A 19,687-nucleotide genomic window follows, 5' to 3' on the forward strand; every position below is an offset into this window, starting at 1 on the left:
TCGATCAGTCAGACTATTGCTTCATTGCTGCAGCCAGAACTCGGGAAGTCGATTCACGCATGACGCGTGAGTCGACCATTTCGCCTCGCAGCAGGGTTGCGCGAACGTCTTTCCCTGAGATGAACAGTGGCTTTTCGTCCTTGTGGTTTTCCATCAGGTCGACACGGCCCATTGATTCGTAGTAAGCAGCGAATCCGACGTTCACTGGTTGAATCTTCAGGTCTCCGCCGAGCTTGTTGAAGATTTCCTGTGCGTCGAAGTCGCCCCAGATGTTGGAACCGTCGGCGTATGGAACGTCGGCGTGCTTACGTCCGATGACGATGTGGGTGTAGCCCATGTTCTGGCGATAGATGGCGTGCATGATCGCCTCTTTTGGACCGCCGTAGAACATCTTGATGTCCAGGCCGAGGAGTTTCACTCGGTCTGGAACGGATTCACCACGAGCAGCCCAAAGTGCTGTGTCGCTGTCGCCGTCGCCCATCTGGCGCTCAGAGATCAGCTTCTCGTAGGTTTCCATGCGGACGACAGCGTTAACGTCGTCGCCCTTGGTTTCGCCGATCAGTGGGTTCAGAACTGCACCAGCGTTCTTGCCGTCGCGGAGCAGTTTTTCGAGAGCGTAAACCAGAGCGTACTCGTGGGCACGGTGCAATGGGTTACGGGTCTGGAAGGCGACAACGCTGTCCCAGCCGGTTTCAGCGAGAAGTTTTCGGACTTCGCGTGGAGTCAGAACGTACTGGCCGAACTTTGGGTTCTTTGGCTGTGGCAATGCACGGATCTTACCGCCGACCAGGTACGCTTTTTCAGCGTCTGGGCCGGTCAGAACCATGCTGGCTCCGGCGTGATCGAGACGACCGGTGCCGTAAACGGAGCTCAGGTATTTTGTCTTGTTCCAGACGTAAACGTCTGTGAGTTCAAGAGTCCCGATGATTTCGCCTTCAGGATTGGTCAGGGCGACCGTTTCACCGACAGCGAGTGTTTTGGCGAGAGCCGAAGTCACTGGGAACGCAATGGGGATTGTCCATGCGTATTTTTTGCCGTTGTGCTCAATAACGGACTCATCCAGAACCAAATTGTAGGTCTTGGAATCCATCGGCCCTGTGAGTGGGCTCAGTGTTCCGTCGGCGAATCGGTAAACGCTGGAGACGTCGGCTGACGAGACCGGAACCTGCTTGAGTCCCTGAGCGCTCGCTTTAAAAGCATCAATTTCAGAAGCGGAAACGGTGCAGCAGACTGGTTCTGTCAGTCCACCATGAGGAGCAATCAAGTCAGCCATCTAATCGTGCCTTTTAGTTTTCAATCCGTCACAGATCGTGTGACGAGCAACCGCAGGATTCCCAGTTGCGCTAGGAAGAAAATTGTCCATTTAGCGCGCGAGCCTAGAGCATCCCAAAATCGGAGTCAAGTGGCAGTCTCGCTGGACTCCTGACATTGGGCCTACGCGTTCCGAAAAGCGGCAAATCTCGATCAACGTTCAGAGATTGCAATCGGCCCTGCCCCCTGCCCCGGAACGGTGGCATGTGCTGACTTCCGGTCGGCCTCTGGCGGCGGAACAGTTGCTGGTTGAGGAACACTTCAGAGCGGGTTAATTTGAATTTCGATTGAAAACTCACAGAGACACAGTTTGGCCCTTTGAGTCAGGTGGAGGCAACGAGGGGCGTTTTTTCTAAGAAGTGGTCGGAGGGGACGATAAAGATCCGATGTTCCCTGAGTTGGGAATTCCCTCCCCCCGAACAAGATGAGGCTGACAGGACTGGAGGTGGATGGGCGTGGTAAATGCGGAGAGGCCCCAACATCTCGGCGTTCCAGACGAATGATGTCGTTGGCTCGGTCGTTACGAACTCTCTTTGAGGTGGCTAAATCGAATCCGGTACCCCCAGCCTTGTGTCAGGGGCTGCCACTCGGTCCGTTGTAGAAGTCGTACGTGTTACGGAAGTGGGGCCGGGATTCCCAGATTATTTGCTGTTGGCGACACGTGTCGTGTTGCGACCAGCCAATTTCTTGCGGTCATTGATCCACTCGTCGGCAGTGTCGTATTTCATTCCAGTGACATCATTGATCACCTTGTTGTTGTCAATAACGGTTCCATCTGGCTGTTTGTGACGAATACAGGCTTCCGGCTCTGTGCGACCGAAGTCCGCATCCAATGTGTCTCGCAGGGGATTTATTTTACCCTCCCCCGTGCTTGAGAATTTCGAATTCGATGACGTTTTGGCTGGATTACCTCATACAATGAATTGAGAGCAAGAGGGTTGTTGTTGCTCTTGTTTCAAGCCGTTTGCTTGCCGGCTTGGTAAAGCAGGCTCTCCACTGGATACAAGGCGACGCACTCATGTTTCACGTGGCCATCAAAACATCTTTGGTAACAGGGCTTTGTGCACTCACTCTAATAGCGCTGCCCACCTTGGCATCTGCTCAGCAGCAAACCTTCAATGCTGCTGGGCAAGCCCGAGCAAAAATGCAAAAGAGCCACAGTCGAACCGGTATGGTAGGTGGGGGCTACCGACCATGGTCGGTATGGAGCTATCAGAAGTCAGCAAGAGTACACGCTCAGGTTCTTAATGCTTATGGTCAGAACTGCAAACAAGTTCCGCCGGAAATAGTCAAAGAGCATCTCGGCCAGGTTCGAAAAGATATTGTGGCAGCAAAAGCGGAAGTCAAGAAGTTTGGGGCTGACGCGGCCAAAGAGGCAGATGTTAAAAAACATCTGGACGCATTGGAGAAGCAACTGACGGAGTGCGAACAACTCTGCGGGATGATGGAGAAGACGATCGGTCAGGATGGTGTTGAAACGACTCAATTTTGCGCACACTGTTCCGACTTGGAAACGAAGCTGAAGGCAGCTGAACTCGAGCATACGGAACTTCTGAAGAAACTGGGGATCAAACTGCCAGTTCCGAAGAGTGATCACGTGGATCATGAGAAGCAAAAGTAAGGAGCGATGCTTAATCTATTGGACCGGGTGCCCGGAGTGAAATCAAAACGGGCACCCGGTTCTGTGTCAACTCTTCTGGACCATCGCGAGCCCTGGCCAAGGAGGAAGCACGATCCAACGCCATTGAGATGGGGGAAGGGTCTCAAGAAATTTCGATACTCCAAAGTCCTTGTTCTTAACCAAAGGATCGTGCAGAAGAATGATGCCCCCATCTGCTAATCGGGATGCCGATGACTCGAAATCCTGCTTCACCGTGTCATAGTCATGGGCGCCATCCAGGTAGATGAACTCATAACAGTCATCAGCGGAGAGTTTGGAGAAGAATTCATCAGATCGTTGCAAGTGTGTGGTCACCACATCCGACAACTCTCCAAAATTTCCCGTCGTCCAGTATCCGACGCCCCCGAAGGCTTTTTGAAAGCCGTGCGTCTTGTCTGAATAGTTGGCGTCCACAAAATCAAGATGACCGTGACCGTTGGTCTTTATCGCGGATGCAACACATGCCGGGACAAATCCAAAGCGACTCCCAATAACCAATGCACGCTTAGGGCGAAACAGTCGTACGAGGGAGTAGTGAACTAGACCAAACCCCAATCCTCCTCCTCCTCCCCCATGCTCCCCGTCAACATGTCCGTGGGGGTCAAAGCGATCACGAATACATCGGACCACTTCTCTGTCTTCGACCGACATGCCCGACAAAGGGGGCAATTCCGCGGCAACGGGAAGCTGACGAGAATTTCGTTTCTTCAATCCCTTGTTTACGAAACGACGCCAAAGACCTCTAACGACACTGAGCGGCAACAAAATCGATCCTTCTCTTTTCTGCAAGCGGCGGCATTCGGGCAACTTTCGATAACCGTCATCGTGACAATTTTCATGTCTGACCTGGCCCGCACTCACCTTAGGTCTCTGCAATGGCTGCAATCATAACTGTCAATTCGTCACCCAGATGTGGGTGATGTCCGAGGAGGGGCGTATTTATTGAGGACTGAAGGAGCTACCGCAAGGTGAGGCGTTGTGTGTCGATGAATTTCTCTGAATTGCAATCAACGCGTTCGTATCTATTGATCGCAACTGCGAAAGTGGGGCAACGGGTGGCGTGTTTTCCTTGAGTTGTAAGTGAATCGACTTCACTCGCCGTTCACCACCGTTCTCTTTGGTGACCGCGAAAACTGGTGACGGTTGCTTGCCACATCCCCAATTTACAGAGTAATCGTCGCCGGCGATGGAGTATCACCGTGAACAAGCATGTCCCACCGAGGACACTCGCTTGGCGATCATCGGACATGCAGCCGCCATCGATATCTAGGAAGGCAGGCCGGAGCCTGCCCTACTGCAACTTTCTGCAGAAGCGGGGCAATCTTTCGCGTGTTTCCCTTGAGGTGTGAGTGAATCGACTTCACTTCCTGTTCACCATCATTCTTGTTGGTGATTGGAAAACTGGTAGTAGTTGCAGGCCATGTCCCCAACTAGCAGGATACACACCTGCCCTCACTCAGCGATGAAAATTGGCGCTGCAAAGCACCCGACGGCGTCCGCGAGACTTTCTTGTCGAAATTCTCTTGTCACCACTGCCGTTCGCCAGTAACTGCGCTGTAACGGTCTTCTTGATGACGCATCATTGGCGGGAATCGTTGTCATCCCCTGATGGCAATGTCCAGATTGCATGAAGGGAATCTGGACATTGCACGATGGCATTCACTTCAGAATCTCACTTCCGCTGACATTCTCGGAGAGCTTCCCCAGGAGTGTGCGGTTTCGGGCGACATGGAAGAATCGTCGTCGGAGACGGGGCATCAACGTGAAGAAGGATGTCCCACCCGGGACACGCACTCGGCGATCATCAGGCATGTAGCCGCCATCAATACCCAGGAAGGCAGGCCGGGGCCTGCCCTACTTCATCTTGACCAAATCAAATGTGAACTACTACGCTCGTTCGACGCATTATGAATAGAATCACGTCAATCCATGTTTTCAGTCCATTTCATCGAATACCTGTCTTGAAGGACTCGCTGGCCTGGATTTTCTTATCTGCAACGGGATATGGCGTCATATATGCTGCGATTTATCGTGAGTCATCTTTCGTTCTTGCAGTCGCTGTCAGTGATTGTGTTAGCTGTAAGCTGTCTGTATACGATAAACTACGTAGCTTTCGCTACCGATGACGAATTAGCCGCTCCGCTAGCTGTGTTCGACGAAACCAGCAATAGAAATCGTGAAAAGGTCGCTGACTGCCACCTGGAATGGACAATCAAGGAAAAGGGATGTTTGCCCATCTCAGGTCTTTCAGAGAAGTTCTTAGCGAATGTTAATCCTGGAACAACGAGTAAGTATGTCTCTGATCGCAATGGAATGCGATACGCATTGAAAGCGACAGAACAAAAAGTAACGCTTGACGGTTCAGTTGACGAAACGATTACTCGAAGCGTGTTCGACGGAAATGAATTCCGAAGTGTAACATTCAAGGAGACGCCGAAGCTTGGAATTGCGCTTGAACCTGACTTTCAACGCGATCAGGACTGGTTAGAGATAATCGGCTGGAATCACCCTTCGTTACTGGCGGAAGTTCGTGCGGGAAAAGCATCCCAAATGAGCCTGACTCACTCATGGAAGGTGGATACTAGCAAGAAACCGGAGGAGCGTGTTCTGGAGCTTGTGCTGACCAACAATAGTGACGGTGGCAAACTTGTTGTTGTGTACAATATTGATCGGGGAGCGTGTAAGCAGGATGAGCGATGGATTGATTCGAAGGGGCGCACCTATTATCACGAAGAGCTAGAGATCAGGGAGGTGACTCCAGGGTTTTGGTTGCCAATAAACTTCCACTCCTGTTCCATTGAACCACAAACCGGAAAAATCGCGTTTGAAAAGCATGCAGAGCTAGATCTGGATGAGTGCAGGTTTGGAAATGATTATCAGCCTGAAGCTTCTCTGTTCGAAATACCGGTCGAAGACAATATGAATGTAGTGGACCTTCGTGCTGGGGTAAGGGTGACATACAACGGACGTGACGCTCCAATGTCATTGAACGAACTAAAGGAACGGTTAGCTCAGCAGGACGAATCAATAGTCAAGACTGTACCTATCGAAGATTCAGGTTTACGTCGCTGGTCGACTTTTGCTAAATGGTTGTTCGTTGTTAACGGTGTTGCACTCATTGTGATTGGAATCGTCGTTGCTGCGTATAGGCGGCTCCGTCGAGCATAGAAGTGGATGTATGGCAGGCTCCGGCCTGCCTTCCTTTAAGTGTAAGCGAAATTACCCCATTTGCTCCCATCATAAACACGTTTGATGGCCCGAAGGAATGGGGGATTGATGCTTGGTGTATTGCCAATCTACAGGGTGATCGATGCCGACAATGGGGCATCACCGTGAAGAAGTAGCCGTAGGCTGGGGCCTAAAGACCCAACTTTTTTGGCATGGTGTCTTTTTTAACGTACCGCTCTGGTGGACTCTTCTGCTCGACAGAGCAATTTCAACTTGGAGAGCCGAGTGATGCTCTGGCAATGTATTCCCTCCTGGCTCAGCAATTGTCCCCAAAGGGTCGATCGTCCCGCGTTCCTGCAGGGGCACTTCCGATATCCGACTCGCGCCGGTGGGCATGTGGGTTGAGATTGCGTTCTGGTTGAGCACTCTCGTTCCAAAGCTGGGTCTTAAGGACCCTGCCTACGTCACTCGGGTCAGGCATCTGTGGCTTATTCATTCACGAAGCTTGTCACAATTCACGCTTTACGCCAAGATCCTGTTCACGGACTTATACCACCAGCGACAGAAAGCCGGTTTCGATGAACAGCACCCTTCCCAGGACTTCACCACTGGTTTTGGCCCGTTTATGTCTGATGATGTTCATTCAGTATGGCGTGTGGAGCTTCTGGCTGACGACGATGGCGAAGTATCTCAGTGCAGGGCTGAATTTCGAGGGTGATAAAATAGGACTGGCCTATTCCACAACCGGCTGGGGTGCGATCGCGGCACCGTTTCTCGTCGGTATGATTGCGGACCGGTTCTGCTCTGCACAGATCATGCTTGGCATTTTGCACCTGCTCACGGCCGCGCTCCTCTGGATGCTCACCGGAATCACCGACCCGACTCAATTTACTCTCGTACTTCTGGGAGCCATGCTGTGCTATATGCCGACGCTGGCGCTTGCCAACTCCATCGGATTTGAACATGTTAAGAATCCACGGCTTGATTTCCCGTTCATCCGCATGTTCTCGCCATTAGGCTGGATCATTGCTGGACTCGTTGTCGGGAGCCTCCCCTCACTGGTCCCGTCATGGTTCGGGGGATTGACTGACATTGAATCAACCGCAATTCCATTCAAACTCTCAGCACTGTTCTCGGCGCTGATGGGGTTTTATGCCTTCACGCTGCCGCATACGCCGCCGAAGTCATTAGGAAAGAAAGTGACGTTTGCCGACATCGCCGGACTTCAAACGCTTTCGCTAATGAAAGACCGGTCATTCGCCGTGTTTGTCGTCTGTTCACTGCTACTGTGCATTCCGGCATCCTTTTATTTTCAATCAGCGGCGATGTTCTTCACTCAGAAAGGGATGGAACAGGTCGCCAGCAAGATGGTACTGGCCCAGGTATCAGATGTGGTGTTCATCGCCGTGATGCCGTTTTGCCTGCGACGGCTTGGCATTAAGGGAATTATTCTAGCCGCTGTGGGGGCCTGGGTCGTTCGGTACGTTTTGTTCGCAATGGGGGCGTCGCAACCAGATGTTTCATCGCAATCAATCGGCGACTCGCAGATTCTCACCCAGCTTTCTGCTGTCACAAGCCATCTCATCCACGACGTCCAGCAGTACTGGATGTTCTATGGTGGTATCCTGCTACACGGAATCTGCTATGACTTCTTCTTCCTGGCGGGACAGATTTACGTCGATCAGCGTGCCCCGAACGAAGTTCGGGCCAATGCCCAGGGATTCATTGCGTTGGTGACGCTGGGACTTGGAATGACGATCGGCAACATTTTGAACGGATACGTGACGAACTGGGTGACCACGAAGACAGTCGATTCCGCAGGCCAACTGACCAGCAGCGTGATCGATTGGCAGACTTTGTGGTTGGTCCCGACCGCCATTTCCGCTCTCGTTGGTTTGCTCTTTATCGTCCTGTTCCACGAAAAACCTGAAACGGCCGCAGCGTCTCCAATCGTCGCAGATCAGGACGATTGATACATCATTCCAACTGCGGAAATTGATCGACCACTTAAAAACTGAAAAGACATTCACGGGTGGAATGCAGTGACGAAAGCTGGGTCCTCAAGACCCAGCTCATTCAGATTCACGGAACTCGTCACCGTACATTTCAGGTGAGCGGCCAAGGGTGAATCAGGGCAGCAGCCTGCCCTGATTCACCCTTGGAGGTGTCAGTTTGCTTTCTGCTCAAGCTGTGAAAGCAGCCACGCGTGAATCGAGGCGCCGATCTGCTGGTAGCCTGTGACGTTTGGATGTACGGCGTTGTCCACAGGGTATCCGTCGACTGGATCGAGATTCAGCTCGGTCGGAATGAGTTCAATTCCCTGTTTTGCCGTGTGTTCTGTGTTGAACTGCGCGAGCTGGCGTTCAACAAGACGGTGTTGAATTCGTTTCCAGCCCCATCGAGGATATTTCCCTTTGTAGTTTGCCGTGAAAGCTTCTTCACGAACGTTCCCCGGTGTGGTGATGCAAAGGCCGATCTTGGCCTTAGGGGCGGCTTCGCGAAACGCCTTTAACAGCGACTCGGCGGATTGAAACATGCGGTCGATTGTTTTGTCGGTTTCTTCAATCGTGCTGGGATTGGCGCCAAAGCAGTCGTTAATCCCCAGCTTCACGATGATGAAATCCGGTTGCTGTCCCTGGCATGATTCCTGAAAGTATCTCGCAACATCAAGCTTTGGCTTGTCTCCATCAAGGAATACAAACGGACTGCTCCGCTTGCGATTGGCTGGATCAGGCATCGGCTCATAATGAGTCAGGAACCGTGCCCAAGTCCATCCGCCATACCCTTCATGAGCAACCCCAGCTTTAGCGTTCTGCGGCTTGTGAGTGCCGAGCATTTTCCACCCGGTCAGACCGGACTGGTCGAGTCGTTTGGCCACTTCATTGGGGTAGTGAGTGGCATGTGTCAGGCTGTCACCGACGATCAGAATTGAAACATTCCGCGGTGTACTCAGCTTTGCCGGGCTGACATGCCATTTCATTGATTGCTTACCGAGTGACTTGTCGCCACGAAAGACTTCCACTTCCCATTTATGGTCGCCGACCTGGGCTTCCGTAGGGATCACAGTCCAGCGATTTGATTCTGTCTTCCCGAGATCACTGGTGACCACAAATTTCAGTTCGTTCGAGTTCTCAGAGAGGACGATGTTGTCGAAGTAAACATTCATCTCTGCCCCGACTACGGCATAGCCTGTGGGAGGCAACGTCAGACGAATGGACTCGGACGCCACTTGATCTGCCGAGTAGACAGGACCAGGGATGACTCCCAGCAGTGCGATCACGACGAGAATTTTCCGTAGCACGCTCACCTCCAGATGTTCAGTAGTGAAACCGTGAACAAACAACAGATTCAAGGTATAGCGAGGGAGCGTTATTGGTGCCATGCTCGTGTCGCGTTAATGGCAGGAGGCTGTGAATTTGTGGGGAATCTCCAGACGTATGTTCTCGCCGCCGGTGCGATCCACACATGCCCCGTCAGGTTTAATCGATGCCCGCAAGTGGATGTTGGGCGGGAGCCTGCCCTGCTTCAACTGGATTGGTGAAAAGCAGCTTGTTTTCAGACGCAAGATTTCGAATAGCGATTGTTAGAAGCGTTTTGAGGCAGTGATTAGTTGCCATGAACATTGGGTCGCGTGAACCGCCGACGATTGTACTGTTGTCATCGGATTTGTAGTGTTGGTTTGCGAACAGCGCTCTGTTATTCGGTTCGTTTGATTTGATTATTTTGTCAAACAGGTCAAGCACTTTGGATTTTTCAAGTATGAATGATCTGCTTTGGGAAAACGCCTTGTCTTTGTGTTTGTTAAGACACTCCTTAATCAATGGTATGAATGTCAAGTAGCTGGCTAAGTGGTTTCTGACGGAGATTAATGGGATAATAAAGGAGTGAAGTTCTTCAACTGCTCGTATTTCCTCTGAGTTTATCAAGTTCGATTTCAACATTCCTAAATCGGACAGTATTGAAGAAATTTGCATTGCTATCTTGGCTGATGCGAACTCGGATTGGATACTAAGATCAACGTCGTCACTCCCGGTTTTGGTTTGTGCTGATGCACGTAGCGACTCCAAGGCATTCAACGCAGCCGCTGCAGCTAAACGTTTTTCTGATTGAGCCTGAGCTTCCGCACTTCTGCGAAGCTCCTCCCGGCTTTCACGCATCTCTTGGCGTTGAAGTGAAAGCTCTTCTCGCTGCATATAGAGGGTTGCCAGCACACCGATAAAGGCTAGTGATGATGTGATTGCATTCAGGAAACCAAAGGTGTCCCCGATTTCATGTGGAGAAAGAATCTGCCATTTGTCGGGAAATGGGAACAGCAAGCGGAACCATGTGAAGCTTAAAGGCAATACCCCTATCAGTAGGAGTATTTCTAATAGCAAGATTGGATGGTCGTAGGCCCAGTTGATAAATCTGTCAAGGTGGCGGATTTGGGAGTTTGGGGCGTTGCTGTCGTCGTCAGCTTTCATTTTTGCACCGTGTTAGAAGAGTGGCGAAGAACTTTGTGAGCAAGTGAAAGTCGATGGTCGCGGACGCCTTGAATTTGTGTGTTTTTGACAGGGGATGTAGGGCAGGCTCCGGCCTGCCTCCCTTGAAGTGTAAGTGAAGTTGCCCCAGTTCTTTCCCATCAGAATCGCCCTTTTATGACGGGAAAGAATGGGTGCTTGGCACATCCCCAATCTACAGAGTAATCGTCGCCGACGATGGGGCATCACCGTGAAGAAGTATGTCCCACCCGGGACAAGCACTCGGCGATCATCGGACATGCAGCTATCATCAACATTCAGGAAGGCAGGCCGGAGCCTGCCCTACTTCAACTATTGATGAGATCTGTGGAACACCTTGTGAGCTTTGTTCGTGAGAAGCGTCTTAAAGCTCGCCGATGTCTTCGTTCCAAAGTTCTGGTTTCGCCCGGATGAACTCTTCCATGAGCTTGAAGCAATCAGGGTTGTCAACGATTTCAACCGTGACCCCTCTCGAGCGGACGTAATCTTCTGGGCCTCGAAAGGTGCGATTTTCGCCAATGACGATCTTCGGGATTTGGTACAGGAGAGACATCCCCGAACACATGTCGCAGGGCGACAGCGTGGAATACAACACGGCTCGGCGATAATCGCTGGCTTTGAGCCGCCCTGCGTTCTCAATGGCATCCATCTCGGCGTGCAGGATGGCGCTCCCGTTCTGAACCCGACGATTATGGCCCCGGCCAACGATTTGCCCGTCGATGACCAACACCGAGCCGATGGGGATGCCGCCTTCTGATCGCCCTTTACGGGCCTCTTCGATGGCAGCTTGCAGGAAAATGTCTTTTGTCTGTTGAGTCATGAGACAGTCCTCGTCGTTCAGTACCGAATCCGGTCTTCTTTCTTCATCCACGTTTGCAGAGCCACCAAGGCTTCTTCCCGCAGGGCTTGTTGCATCTGGAGCTCCCGCTCGCCAGCGGGCTTTCTGATTTCCCGGTAAAGATACCGGTCGTCAAAGCCTGCTTCCGCTGCGTCGTCACAAGTGGCGGCGTAATAGATGCAATCCAGCCGTGCCCAGTAGATGGCGGACAAGCACAGGGGGCACGGCTCGCAACTGCTGTAAATCTCGCAGCCTGCCAATGAGAATGTTTTGAGGCGAGAGCACGCGTCACGGATTGCTACGATTTCAGCGTGAGCGGTAGGATCGTTCGTGGAAGTGACTTGATTCCAGCCCCGCCCGACGATCTCGCCATTCCGCACCACGACGGCTCCGAATGGCCCCCCGTCGTTGGCCTCCATCTTCTCGCTGGAAAGACGAATGGCTTCTCGGAGAAAAGCAGGATTGAATGTTGTTGTCATCGGTACTGCCTCCAATCCGAACGCTTCTGGTTGTGAAATTCACCCGTCCGTTCCACGAAGTCAGGTAGGCCGGGGAGAGTGGATGCGATTCTCAACACAAAGCGGAGTGTGATGCCGCCCCGTTACCACGATTTTTCATGCGAGCTTCAAGTTGCACGGGATCGCCCAACCGGCTACACGCGTCCCAGATTCAGGGTGTGCTCCCTGATCGCGGTTCGAGAAATTTCAGATGGTGTTCGAAGTGGCGTAGCTGCAACTTCTCGGTGGTTGCTTTATCGAGCTTGCCGAAGAATGTCGACGGATGAATGGTGCCGATGTGGTTGCGGAATCGAGTAATGGATTGCCGTAGACGCTCTACCGCAACGGCTTCAGTAGACTCGTCTCGTGAGTGAACTGTCTTCGGCATCGTTGGGATATTGTCGTCAAATCCCTGATCGAGAATCTGCCGCAGTACTTTCTTGGCCATCGTCAACCGAATAATGGGGACGAATAATCTCATCCCCAATGGAGGCGTTGGAAAGCCTTCAATTGGAAAGCGAACCCAATCGTCGAGGTGCAGCGCAACCTGAGTCAGATTCCAATTGCCCTTTTGCGTATAACCTTGAAGCAGGTGATCCAGTCGGCTGTCGACCTCGTCCCAGGTCATCAGAGGTTTCTTCGGTGGAATTGAAGTGCTGCTATTCATCGATCAATTACCTGTGAGGATTCTTCCGTCGAAGAGAACTGCAGTTATGCCCTCGGAAGTATCACAAATACTGGATGGTCTGCCAATTGTTCAAGAACGGTAAGTTTAATCTTCTTCACAGTCGTTCGCAGGAACTATTTTAAGATCGTTACCATATTGCTAGCTAATAAGAACGATCTCTCATTTGGGGCCTCTGGGGTAAGAATCTGCCCCGGTTCAGGGCCGGAATCCTGTTGAGTCTCTAAGGGGAGTTTCGATTTCAAATGAATGACCACCGCGGCGACAGACCCACGACTAATAGAGAGACCTATATTGCGTGTGATGATCTTTTTTCCAGACGTCATTAAGTCGAATGTCAGGTATGCCGTACTCCAACTCACACTTTTGTTGTTAGAGATGCCGAGGATCTGAATCTGGTCAGGATTCCGGTTCAGGATTGAAAAGTAAAGGGTGATGTCGTCGGCGAATGTCTCCTTCTCTCCTCTTGTAATGAAGTGATGTTCGACATCCATTCGATGAAATGTGATGCGGTGCGGAGGGGCCGGAGGTGCGTCGTCTCCCCGGGAAATACCGGAACCTGCGATGGTACTCGCGGCGAGGATCAAAGCTTCTCGTCTTTTCATCGCACTCTCCAAGCTAGCGCAGGTCCACGTTGACGGAATGCGTTTCCATGGTCAGCGTCTGTTTGACATCTTCCGCTTCTTCGCAGCAATAACGCTGCTGCTGTTGCAGATGAGTTAAGTGATGTCTTCACTGGAAGTTACCAGCTGAGGATCATCGACAGCAATCTGTAACCGCAGAATTACGAGAAGCGGGCCTATGTGGCAAGAATGGGAGGAAGGGGCTGCTGCCGAACTGCAAAGAAAAGAATACGTGGCCATTCGTGTCCCCCCGCAGGAGCGTCGCCCTTCCATACACAAGTAAGTTGGGTTTCTGACGTGACCTCATGAAGGATAGCGAAACGCATGTTACACGAGCGCACTAATACCGTCGCCAGATGTCAGATCAGCATCTTGGCGGTGAAAGAAGGGACGGTTTGGAGAACGTTATCAGCTTGTTTGCCGGACGACGATTCGATTCTTCTGGACCTGAACGACCGTGATTGAGGCTCCTTCTTCAATGAACGGGCCATCACTGACGACATCGATCAGCTGCTTGTTGATCCGTGCTTTTCCAGATGGGCGAAGAATAGTGACTGCCTGTCCGGTTGCTCCCACCAGCGAGGCGTCGGACGTCAACAAATCTGGCCGTAACTGTGGCTCAGTCGCTTCCTCCATATTCCCTGCCGGAGCTTCCAGAACCAGATTCTTCAAAATCGGGATCCGATGAAGATTGCTGCTGATCATGATCGATGCAGCGAGCACCGCGAGTAATGCGACCCCCAGCGTTGCGAATGTCTGACCGGCTCGGGCGAGGTCGTATTCAAGGCTAAACCCAGTGAAGGATTGGCTCGCCATGATCAGTGACCCAAGTACCAGGAGAATTCCCGAGATCCCGAACACCCCGAAGCCGGGCAGGACAAAGAATTCGATGGCGAGGCAGGACATTCCAATCACAAACAGGGCAATTTCCAGCCCCCCAGCGGTTCCGCCCATCACTTTGCTCCAGAAGAAGATCGTGAAGCAAAGCGCCGAAAGGATCCCGAAGAAGCCTGTCATCGTGGCCATTTCGACATAGATGAAGACGATGGCAAGAAAGAACAATAATCCTGTGACCCAACTCTGGTTCAGTGTGAACACCAGTGAGTCGACCCAGGTGCGTCCGATTGTTCGCAACTCGCTGTCTGCATTCAGCCCGAGTCGCAGTTTCAGTTCGGTCAGATCCTGAACCGGCGACTTCGCAATCAACAGGTCATGAGCCCGCTCGCCATTAATCATGATGGCGATACCGGTGCGGGATTCAGGAACAAGGTGGCCGGCAACCCATTCGTCGGCCTGCTGGTGCAGTTCCTCTTTAGAAAGAAACCATTTCTTTCCAGTCGCCTTGTTTGTGACTTCGAAGACTTCAAGGTCTTTATCGGCGAAGCCTTCGAGGACTGCGGCCGGGCGATTCTTCTGCTTGGCAAGGTCTCTTAATAACTCAAGTTCGATACTGAGAATCTTTTCCTCAGCACGAAGAATCATGTTTCCCATCAAATTGATCGGGATGGCGTCGCCGATTTTGGCGTTTGGCTTCATGTAGATTTCATCGCACGCCACGGCGAGAATGGCTCCCCCGCTGATCGCACGATTGGGGATGTAAGCAACGGTTTTGATGTCCCGATCGCTCAGGTGGGCGATGGTTTGAGAGAGGTCCTGACAGACACTCAGGAGCCCGCCGGGAGAGTCGATTTCAAAAATGATCAGCTTTGCACCCGACGCGACCGCCCGATGAATCTGACGCTGCGCGAATGAAGAGAAAACCTCGTCAATCACGTCGTGGAGTTGAATATAAGCGACTTTTCCAACCGGGGGCGCCTGATCGAATTCTCGCAGTTGATCGAGTGAAAGCTGATATGCTTCGACCAGTTCCTGCCGGGAAGCAACGGTTCGAACGATGAGGATTTCGCGGGCGCGGGCCTGAGTCGAAGAAATCAGCCCGGGAGTTCCCTCCTCCTTGATTGTCTTACGATCGGCGATCACTGCCCCCTGCTCTTGCAGAGCGAGTGCCTCGGTCGAAGTGACCAGACGGACTTCCTTACCGCCATTCTTGTCTTCAACAGTCAGCTGAAGCAGAGCAGCGGCGGGGTCCATCATCGCAGCCGCGAGTGACCACGTAACGCGAGCGTTCCGCCGTCGGTCGACAATGGATTTGACGATAGCCTGCTGGTCGGCAGGCACTGCACTCCCGTTGCCAATGTCCCCGAGTGAGGCATTCGGCCCCATCACGATTTCTTGACAGGCCAATGCGATCAGCACGTTGGTTCCGGTGACCGTTTCAGGAACCCAGGCGATGGTGGTGACATTGCCCAGTGGCTTCTCTGTCAGGAAATCTGCAAGGGCGAAGCAGTTGTGAAACGGACTGACACCGGGTTTGATTTCAAGTACGACATACGCCTGCCGATTTTCGTTGGTGGCAGTCTGTTGAAGTTCAAGTACGGTTCGTCGGACCTGCCCGAGGGTTTCGTCGCCAACCGGACTGATGATTGGCAGAATTCGGGCGATTGGGGCCGGCTTCGCTTCTTTTACAGGAGCCTGAGCCCAGACTGCGGAATTCGATACGACGGCAAGTGAGAGTATGACCATTCTGATCAAAGTCTGAATCGCCATTTTTCTCTCCTTGTGAAAGTCGTCCATTCGTCCGCTTCTCAAGATTCTACCCTCAAGCTCAATGGTTGAAGTGTGCTCCACCCTGAGAACAGGACAGAAGCACACTTTTCCAAGTTCGCAGATATCAGTTGGTGATTGAGTTACTTTGTGAATTTCAGGACTCGAACGCGGTGTGCTTCGCTGTCTCCAATATACACATTTCCGTCGGCATCCAGACAGACACTGTGAGGACGGGCCATCTTGCAGGTCTCTGGGGCGCCATCCGGACCGTCTCCCCGTTTGCCAGTTCCGGCAACTGTTTCAACGATTCCGGAGGCCGCTCGGATCACCCGAATTGTGTGACTTTCGGTGTCTGCGAAGTAAATATCGCCCGCCGCATTGATTGCGACACCTTTGGGACCGGAGAACAATGCCTTTCGGGCGTCGCCGCCGTCTCCTTGATAACCGCTTTTTCCTGTTCCGCCGAGATGGGTCAGCGTTTGTTTATTCAAGTCGATGCGATAGATCGCGTTTCCTTCACGCAGAGCAAACGCAAAGATCCCCTTCCCTGCATAATCCAGAGCGCGCGGGCCCTTCAGTGCGAGGTCGGTCAGAGGCGAAACGTCTCCGGGAGGAGTCTTTCCGCCACCGATCAACGTTGAAATGACCCCTGTTTTTCCATCAACTTTGCGGACTCGACCATTCCGGATATCGCAAATGAAGATGTTGTCCTCTTCGTCAATCACGATGGAGTGAGGTTGGTTCAATTGAGCCTGAGTTGCTGGTCCGCCATCTCCAGAGAACCCGGGGGTTCCGGTTCCTGCCACGGTTGAGATGATGCCCGTCTTCGCGTCGACACGACGGACGACCGCATTCTTCATTTCGACAAAGACCATGTTGCCTTTGGAATCGAAACGGACTTCATACGGTTCATTCAGTAACGCATCGCGGGCAGGTCCGCCGTCGCCTGCATATCCAACTGTCCCGGCTCCGGCAACTCGGGTGATCTTTCCGGTCTTCAGATCGATACTGCGGACAACGTGATTGGCAATTTCGCAGACATACAGTTTTCCGTCAGGCCCAATGACAACACCGTACGGCTCACCAATCGATGCCTCTGTGCCGATCGTTCCGTCCGGAGCAGTTCCCTTTTTTCCATTGCCTGCGATCGTCTGAATTTCATTTCCAAACGCATTCAGCGATGTCAGACAGGAAGCGAAACAGAATACGGCACAGGTTGACAACGTCAGAAAGCTTTTCCGCATGAAACGTCTCCGGAGTGATCTTGATGGTGTCGCATTCGGCGTCGCCGAGCTTGAGCTTCGTCAGTTGCATTCAATGGCAACATCTTGAAGGTTCACCTGCGGCCAGTATTCATTTCTCTCCATATGAAAGCAAGTAAAGATGGAGGTGTCGATTTGAGGATGCGAATACTTCTGCGCAATTCACAGGAATTGTAGAAAGTCCCCTTCTCAACATTGCGAGAGCCGCTTCTGAAAGTTCCGAGAACGTGATGAAATTCGTCGCAGAATGAATGTTAAAGCCCCCGTCACAAGTCTTCGTGAAGGGGGCTTGAACGAACGTCCTCGCTAAGATCGCTGATACTCCTCTGGGAGATCATCTTCCTTTGAATATGGCATCAGAATTTCGACGGGTTCGATTCCCTGAATCGGCCCGAATCCTCCTTCTGCAATCTTCGCACCTAAACCTGTGACGGCGCGGAGTTCGGCATCTGAGTACCGTTTTCCATCAAGTTTATGTCGCAAGTGTGTGCATGCGACATTCGCTGCCGCTCGTGTCAGTGGCTGCTCCTGACGAATTCCATACAGTGCGGTACACAGCATGACGACGGCCGACTGAATGCGAGATGAAAGTTCTGTCATTCGGCATTGTCGGTCAGGCAGTTTTAACTGATGAGTCCGCATCACAGTGGAGATTTCCAGTCGGGATTTTCTCAGGAAGCTGACTGCGAAGCGGATATGCTTATCGAGACTTTCCAGAACTCGGTTCTCTCCTTTGTTGGCGCTGCGTTGACGTCGAATGCTGGAGAAATCAACCGATTTCAGGTTGACTCGCATCCACTCACCGAGGAACCAGCGACTGTAGTTCCACAACGGTTGTCGCAGTGCCCAGAGATGCGCTGGATTCGTCATGTCAGGAGTTTTAATTCCTTGTTCCTGCAGCGCGCGTCCGATCGGCTCGAAGTAGGCGCGGCCATGCTCTTTAACAAGGGATTTGAAGAACGCCATGCTGAGCATCTCCCCTTCCCCTTCATAAATGCACGGGGCCAGCAAATCGTGAACATTGTCGCCAAACCAGTGACCGTGCAGGAAGGAGCGTCCTCCATGAGTTTTCATCGACAGCTCAATTGTCGCTTCTTTCTGAGCCTCACTTCCAAACACCTTGGCAATGATGCACTCCATCTCACCGCGATAACCCATGTCGAGGAGAGAGGCGGTCCATTCGGTCAGGGCGTCGCACGCGATGATCAATCCGGCCAGGTGCCCGATGCGACGACGTACGAGTTCCCGTTTGACAATTGCTTCACCATATGTTTCCCGGAACTGTGCCCAGGGAAGCAGATTGGCGAGCATCATCCGCATCGTCCCTGCGGCATTCGCACAGAGGGCGACACGTCCGCGATTCAACCCGTGATAGGCAATCGTCAGGCCATCGCCATTTCTTGGATCAAGCAGGTTGGATTTAGGGACGCGCAGACCATTGAAAATGATCCCCTGATTGTAGGCGTGCTTCAGGGCGTAAAGACCGTACTTCTTCAGTTGAAACTCTGCAGTCTCTGTCTGAGGAAGTTCTACAATCAGAACCGACGGTTTGTTGTTGATCAGGCAGACAACGCCGACGATTCTGCCGGGACGCACATTCGTGATGAAGAGCTTTTCGCCATACAGCAAAAAGGAGTCCCCATCTGGGATGGCGTGCGTTCTGAGTGCGGTTAAGTCCGACCCGGCGCCTGGCTCTGTCAACGCAAATGCAGAGAGCGCTTCTCCTTTTGCAAGTCTTGGAAGGAAACGTTCTTTCTGCTCTGCATTTCCAAACGCCTGCACGGGATCAACAGCCCCGATACAGGCGTGGACTGACGCTAAGCCGGCGATCGTCGGATCTAATGTCGCGACCTTGGTGAGAAATGGAGCGAACTGAGAGAACGGGGCTCCGAAGCCTTTGTTTCTGGAGTCAACAAGCAGTCCCCAGTAGCCCGCTTGCGCGAGTTCTTCAAAGACATAGTCCGGGATCTTTCCGGTTTCCCGGTCGATCATTGTCTTCTGGTGAACGTGTTTGCGAACAATCTTTAATGACTGTTCCATCACATCGGCCGCGAGGGCAGATGGCAGACGTGGCGGATCTCTGAATGTGAAGAATTCGAGTGGGAAGTCCTGATCCCAGATCGCCCGATGCACCGGACTTGCCGCGGTCTGGTACTTCGGGTCGAACATCTCTTCAACCCGTTCGTCCGCCGAATCCAGAACACCCATGCGTCGGGCTTCGTTCTCTGATTTCCCTCCCATTCGCATGGCGGTTTCAGCAAACGACTGCGCTGGTCCGTTTCCTCCAGAGACACTTCTTTCCGAAGGATTTGCGACGTTGTTCTCTGAAGGAATCTTGTCAGGAGAAACATTCTCTGGTCTTGTTGCACTGGACATGTTGTATTGTCCTTTCACAAGCTGAGGGATGTCAGATGTTCTCACAAATTGCTCACTCCAAGAGCGAGAATGTGTGTCCTGTGATTCTGAATTTCAGACTCAAGATGCAAATTCACTTCGTGTTCACAGGAAGCGGACAATCTGAGATGAGCGTGGGGCCA

16 protein-coding genes are annotated in these 19,687 nt (G+C 52.2%); 3 read left to right on the top strand and 13 right to left on the bottom strand.

Annotated features, from left to right (window positions below):
• Nucleotides 1-13 precede the first annotated feature (13 nt).
• Both SH527x_RS02335 and SH527x_RS02340 read right to left on the bottom strand, forming a co-directional pair.
• Nucleotides 14-1,273 carry a sulfate adenylyltransferase gene (locus tag SH527x_RS02335; RefSeq protein ID WP_437193047.1) on the bottom strand — a complete coding sequence of 420 codons (1,260 nt, stop codon included), beginning with the start codon at nt 1,271-1,273 and terminating at the stop codon, nt 14-16.
• Between the two features lie 679 nt (nt 1,274-1,952).
• Nucleotides 1,953-2,144, bottom strand: coding sequence for a hypothetical protein (locus tag SH527x_RS02340; RefSeq protein WP_437193048.1), 192 nt, complete (start codon nt 2,142-2,144; stop codon nt 1,953-1,955).
• 131 nt (nt 2,145-2,275) lie between these two features.
• Here SH527x_RS02340 and SH527x_RS02345 point away from each other — a divergent pair, with 131 nt between their 5' ends.
• The gene (locus SH527x_RS02345; protein WP_437193049.1) at nt 2,276-2,932 is read left to right on the top strand and encodes a hypothetical protein; all 657 of its coding nucleotides are present in this window, start codon (nt 2,276-2,278) and stop codon (nt 2,930-2,932) included.
• A gap of 66 nt (nt 2,933-2,998) precedes the next feature.
• Here SH527x_RS02345 and SH527x_RS02350 read toward each other — a convergent pair whose 3' ends face one another.
• Nucleotides 2,999-3,601 carry a class I SAM-dependent methyltransferase gene (locus tag SH527x_RS02350; RefSeq protein ID WP_437193050.1) on the bottom strand — a complete coding sequence of 201 codons (603 nt, stop codon included), beginning with the start codon at nt 3,599-3,601 and terminating at the stop codon, nt 2,999-3,001.
• Between the two features lie 1,029 nt (nt 3,602-4,630).
• The gene (locus SH527x_RS02355) at nt 4,631-4,783 is read right to left on the bottom strand and encodes a hypothetical protein (protein WP_437193051.1); all 153 of its coding nucleotides are present in this window, start codon (nt 4,781-4,783) and stop codon (nt 4,631-4,633) included.
• A gap of 204 nt (nt 4,784-4,987) precedes the next feature.
• Here SH527x_RS02355 and SH527x_RS02360 point away from each other — a divergent pair, with 204 nt between their 5' ends.
• Nucleotides 4,988-6,139 (top strand): hypothetical protein, encoded by a 1,152-nt coding sequence (locus SH527x_RS02360; RefSeq protein ID WP_437193052.1) that lies wholly within the window; start codon nt 4,988-4,990, stop codon nt 6,137-6,139.
• Nucleotides 6,140-6,717: 578 nt separating this feature from the next.
• A complete protein-coding gene (locus SH527x_RS02365; protein WP_437193053.1) occupies nt 6,718-8,112 on the top strand; it encodes an MFS transporter in 1,395 nt (464 codons plus the stop codon).
• A 194-nt stretch (nt 8,113-8,306) separates the two neighbouring features.
• Here the strand turns inward: SH527x_RS02365 and SH527x_RS02370 are convergent, their stop codons facing one another.
• The 9 genes from SH527x_RS02370 to SH527x_RS02410 all read right to left on the bottom strand — a co-directional run bounded on the left by SH527x_RS02370 (nt 8,307) and on the right by SH527x_RS02410 (nt 19,526).
• Nucleotides 8,307-9,440, bottom strand: coding sequence for an SGNH/GDSL hydrolase family protein (locus SH527x_RS02370; RefSeq protein ID WP_437193054.1), 1,134 nt, complete (start codon nt 9,438-9,440; stop codon nt 8,307-8,309).
• A 178-nt stretch (nt 9,441-9,618) separates the two neighbouring features.
• The gene (locus SH527x_RS02375) at nt 9,619-10,602 is read right to left on the bottom strand and encodes a hypothetical protein (protein ID WP_437193055.1); all 984 of its coding nucleotides are present in this window, start codon (nt 10,600-10,602) and stop codon (nt 9,619-9,621) included.
• A gap of 400 nt (nt 10,603-11,002) precedes the next feature.
• Nucleotides 11,003-11,458 (bottom strand): nucleoside deaminase, encoded by a 456-nt coding sequence (locus SH527x_RS02380; RefSeq protein WP_437193056.1) that lies wholly within the window; start codon nt 11,456-11,458, stop codon nt 11,003-11,005.
• A gap of 17 nt (nt 11,459-11,475) precedes the next feature.
• Complete coding sequence (locus SH527x_RS02385; protein ID WP_437193057.1) at nt 11,476-11,955, bottom strand: nucleoside deaminase; 480 nt, start codon at nt 11,953-11,955, stop codon at nt 11,476-11,478.
• A gap of 190 nt (nt 11,956-12,145) precedes the next feature.
• Nucleotides 12,146-12,601 (bottom strand): DUF1569 domain-containing protein, encoded by a 456-nt coding sequence (locus tag SH527x_RS02390; protein WP_437193058.1) that lies wholly within the window; start codon nt 12,599-12,601, stop codon nt 12,146-12,148.
• Nucleotides 12,602-12,774: 173 nt separating this feature from the next.
• Nucleotides 12,775-13,263: a hypothetical protein gene (locus SH527x_RS02395; RefSeq protein ID WP_437193059.1), complete on the bottom strand. Its 489-nt coding sequence runs from the start codon at nt 13,261-13,263 to the stop codon at nt 12,775-12,777.
• Between the two features lie 426 nt (nt 13,264-13,689).
• Complete coding sequence (locus SH527x_RS02400) at nt 13,690-15,888, bottom strand: NfeD family protein (RefSeq protein ID WP_437193060.1); 2,199 nt, start codon at nt 15,886-15,888, stop codon at nt 13,690-13,692.
• Nucleotides 15,889-16,028: 140 nt separating this feature from the next.
• On the bottom strand, nt 16,029-17,132 hold the full coding sequence (locus tag SH527x_RS02405; protein ID WP_437193061.1) for a hypothetical protein: 1,104 nt from the start codon (nt 17,130-17,132) through the stop codon (nt 16,029-16,031).
• A gap of 324 nt (nt 17,133-17,456) precedes the next feature.
• Nucleotides 17,457-19,526 (bottom strand): acyl-CoA dehydrogenase family protein, encoded by a 2,070-nt coding sequence (locus tag SH527x_RS02410; RefSeq protein ID WP_437193062.1) that lies wholly within the window; start codon nt 19,524-19,526, stop codon nt 17,457-17,459.
• Nucleotides 19,527-19,687 lie beyond the last annotated feature (161 nt).

Origin of the sequence: Planctomicrobium limosum (assembly GCF_051465645.1) — a bacterium.
Taxonomy (GTDB): domain Bacteria; phylum Planctomycetota; class Planctomycetia; order Planctomycetales; family Planctomycetaceae; genus Planctomicrobium.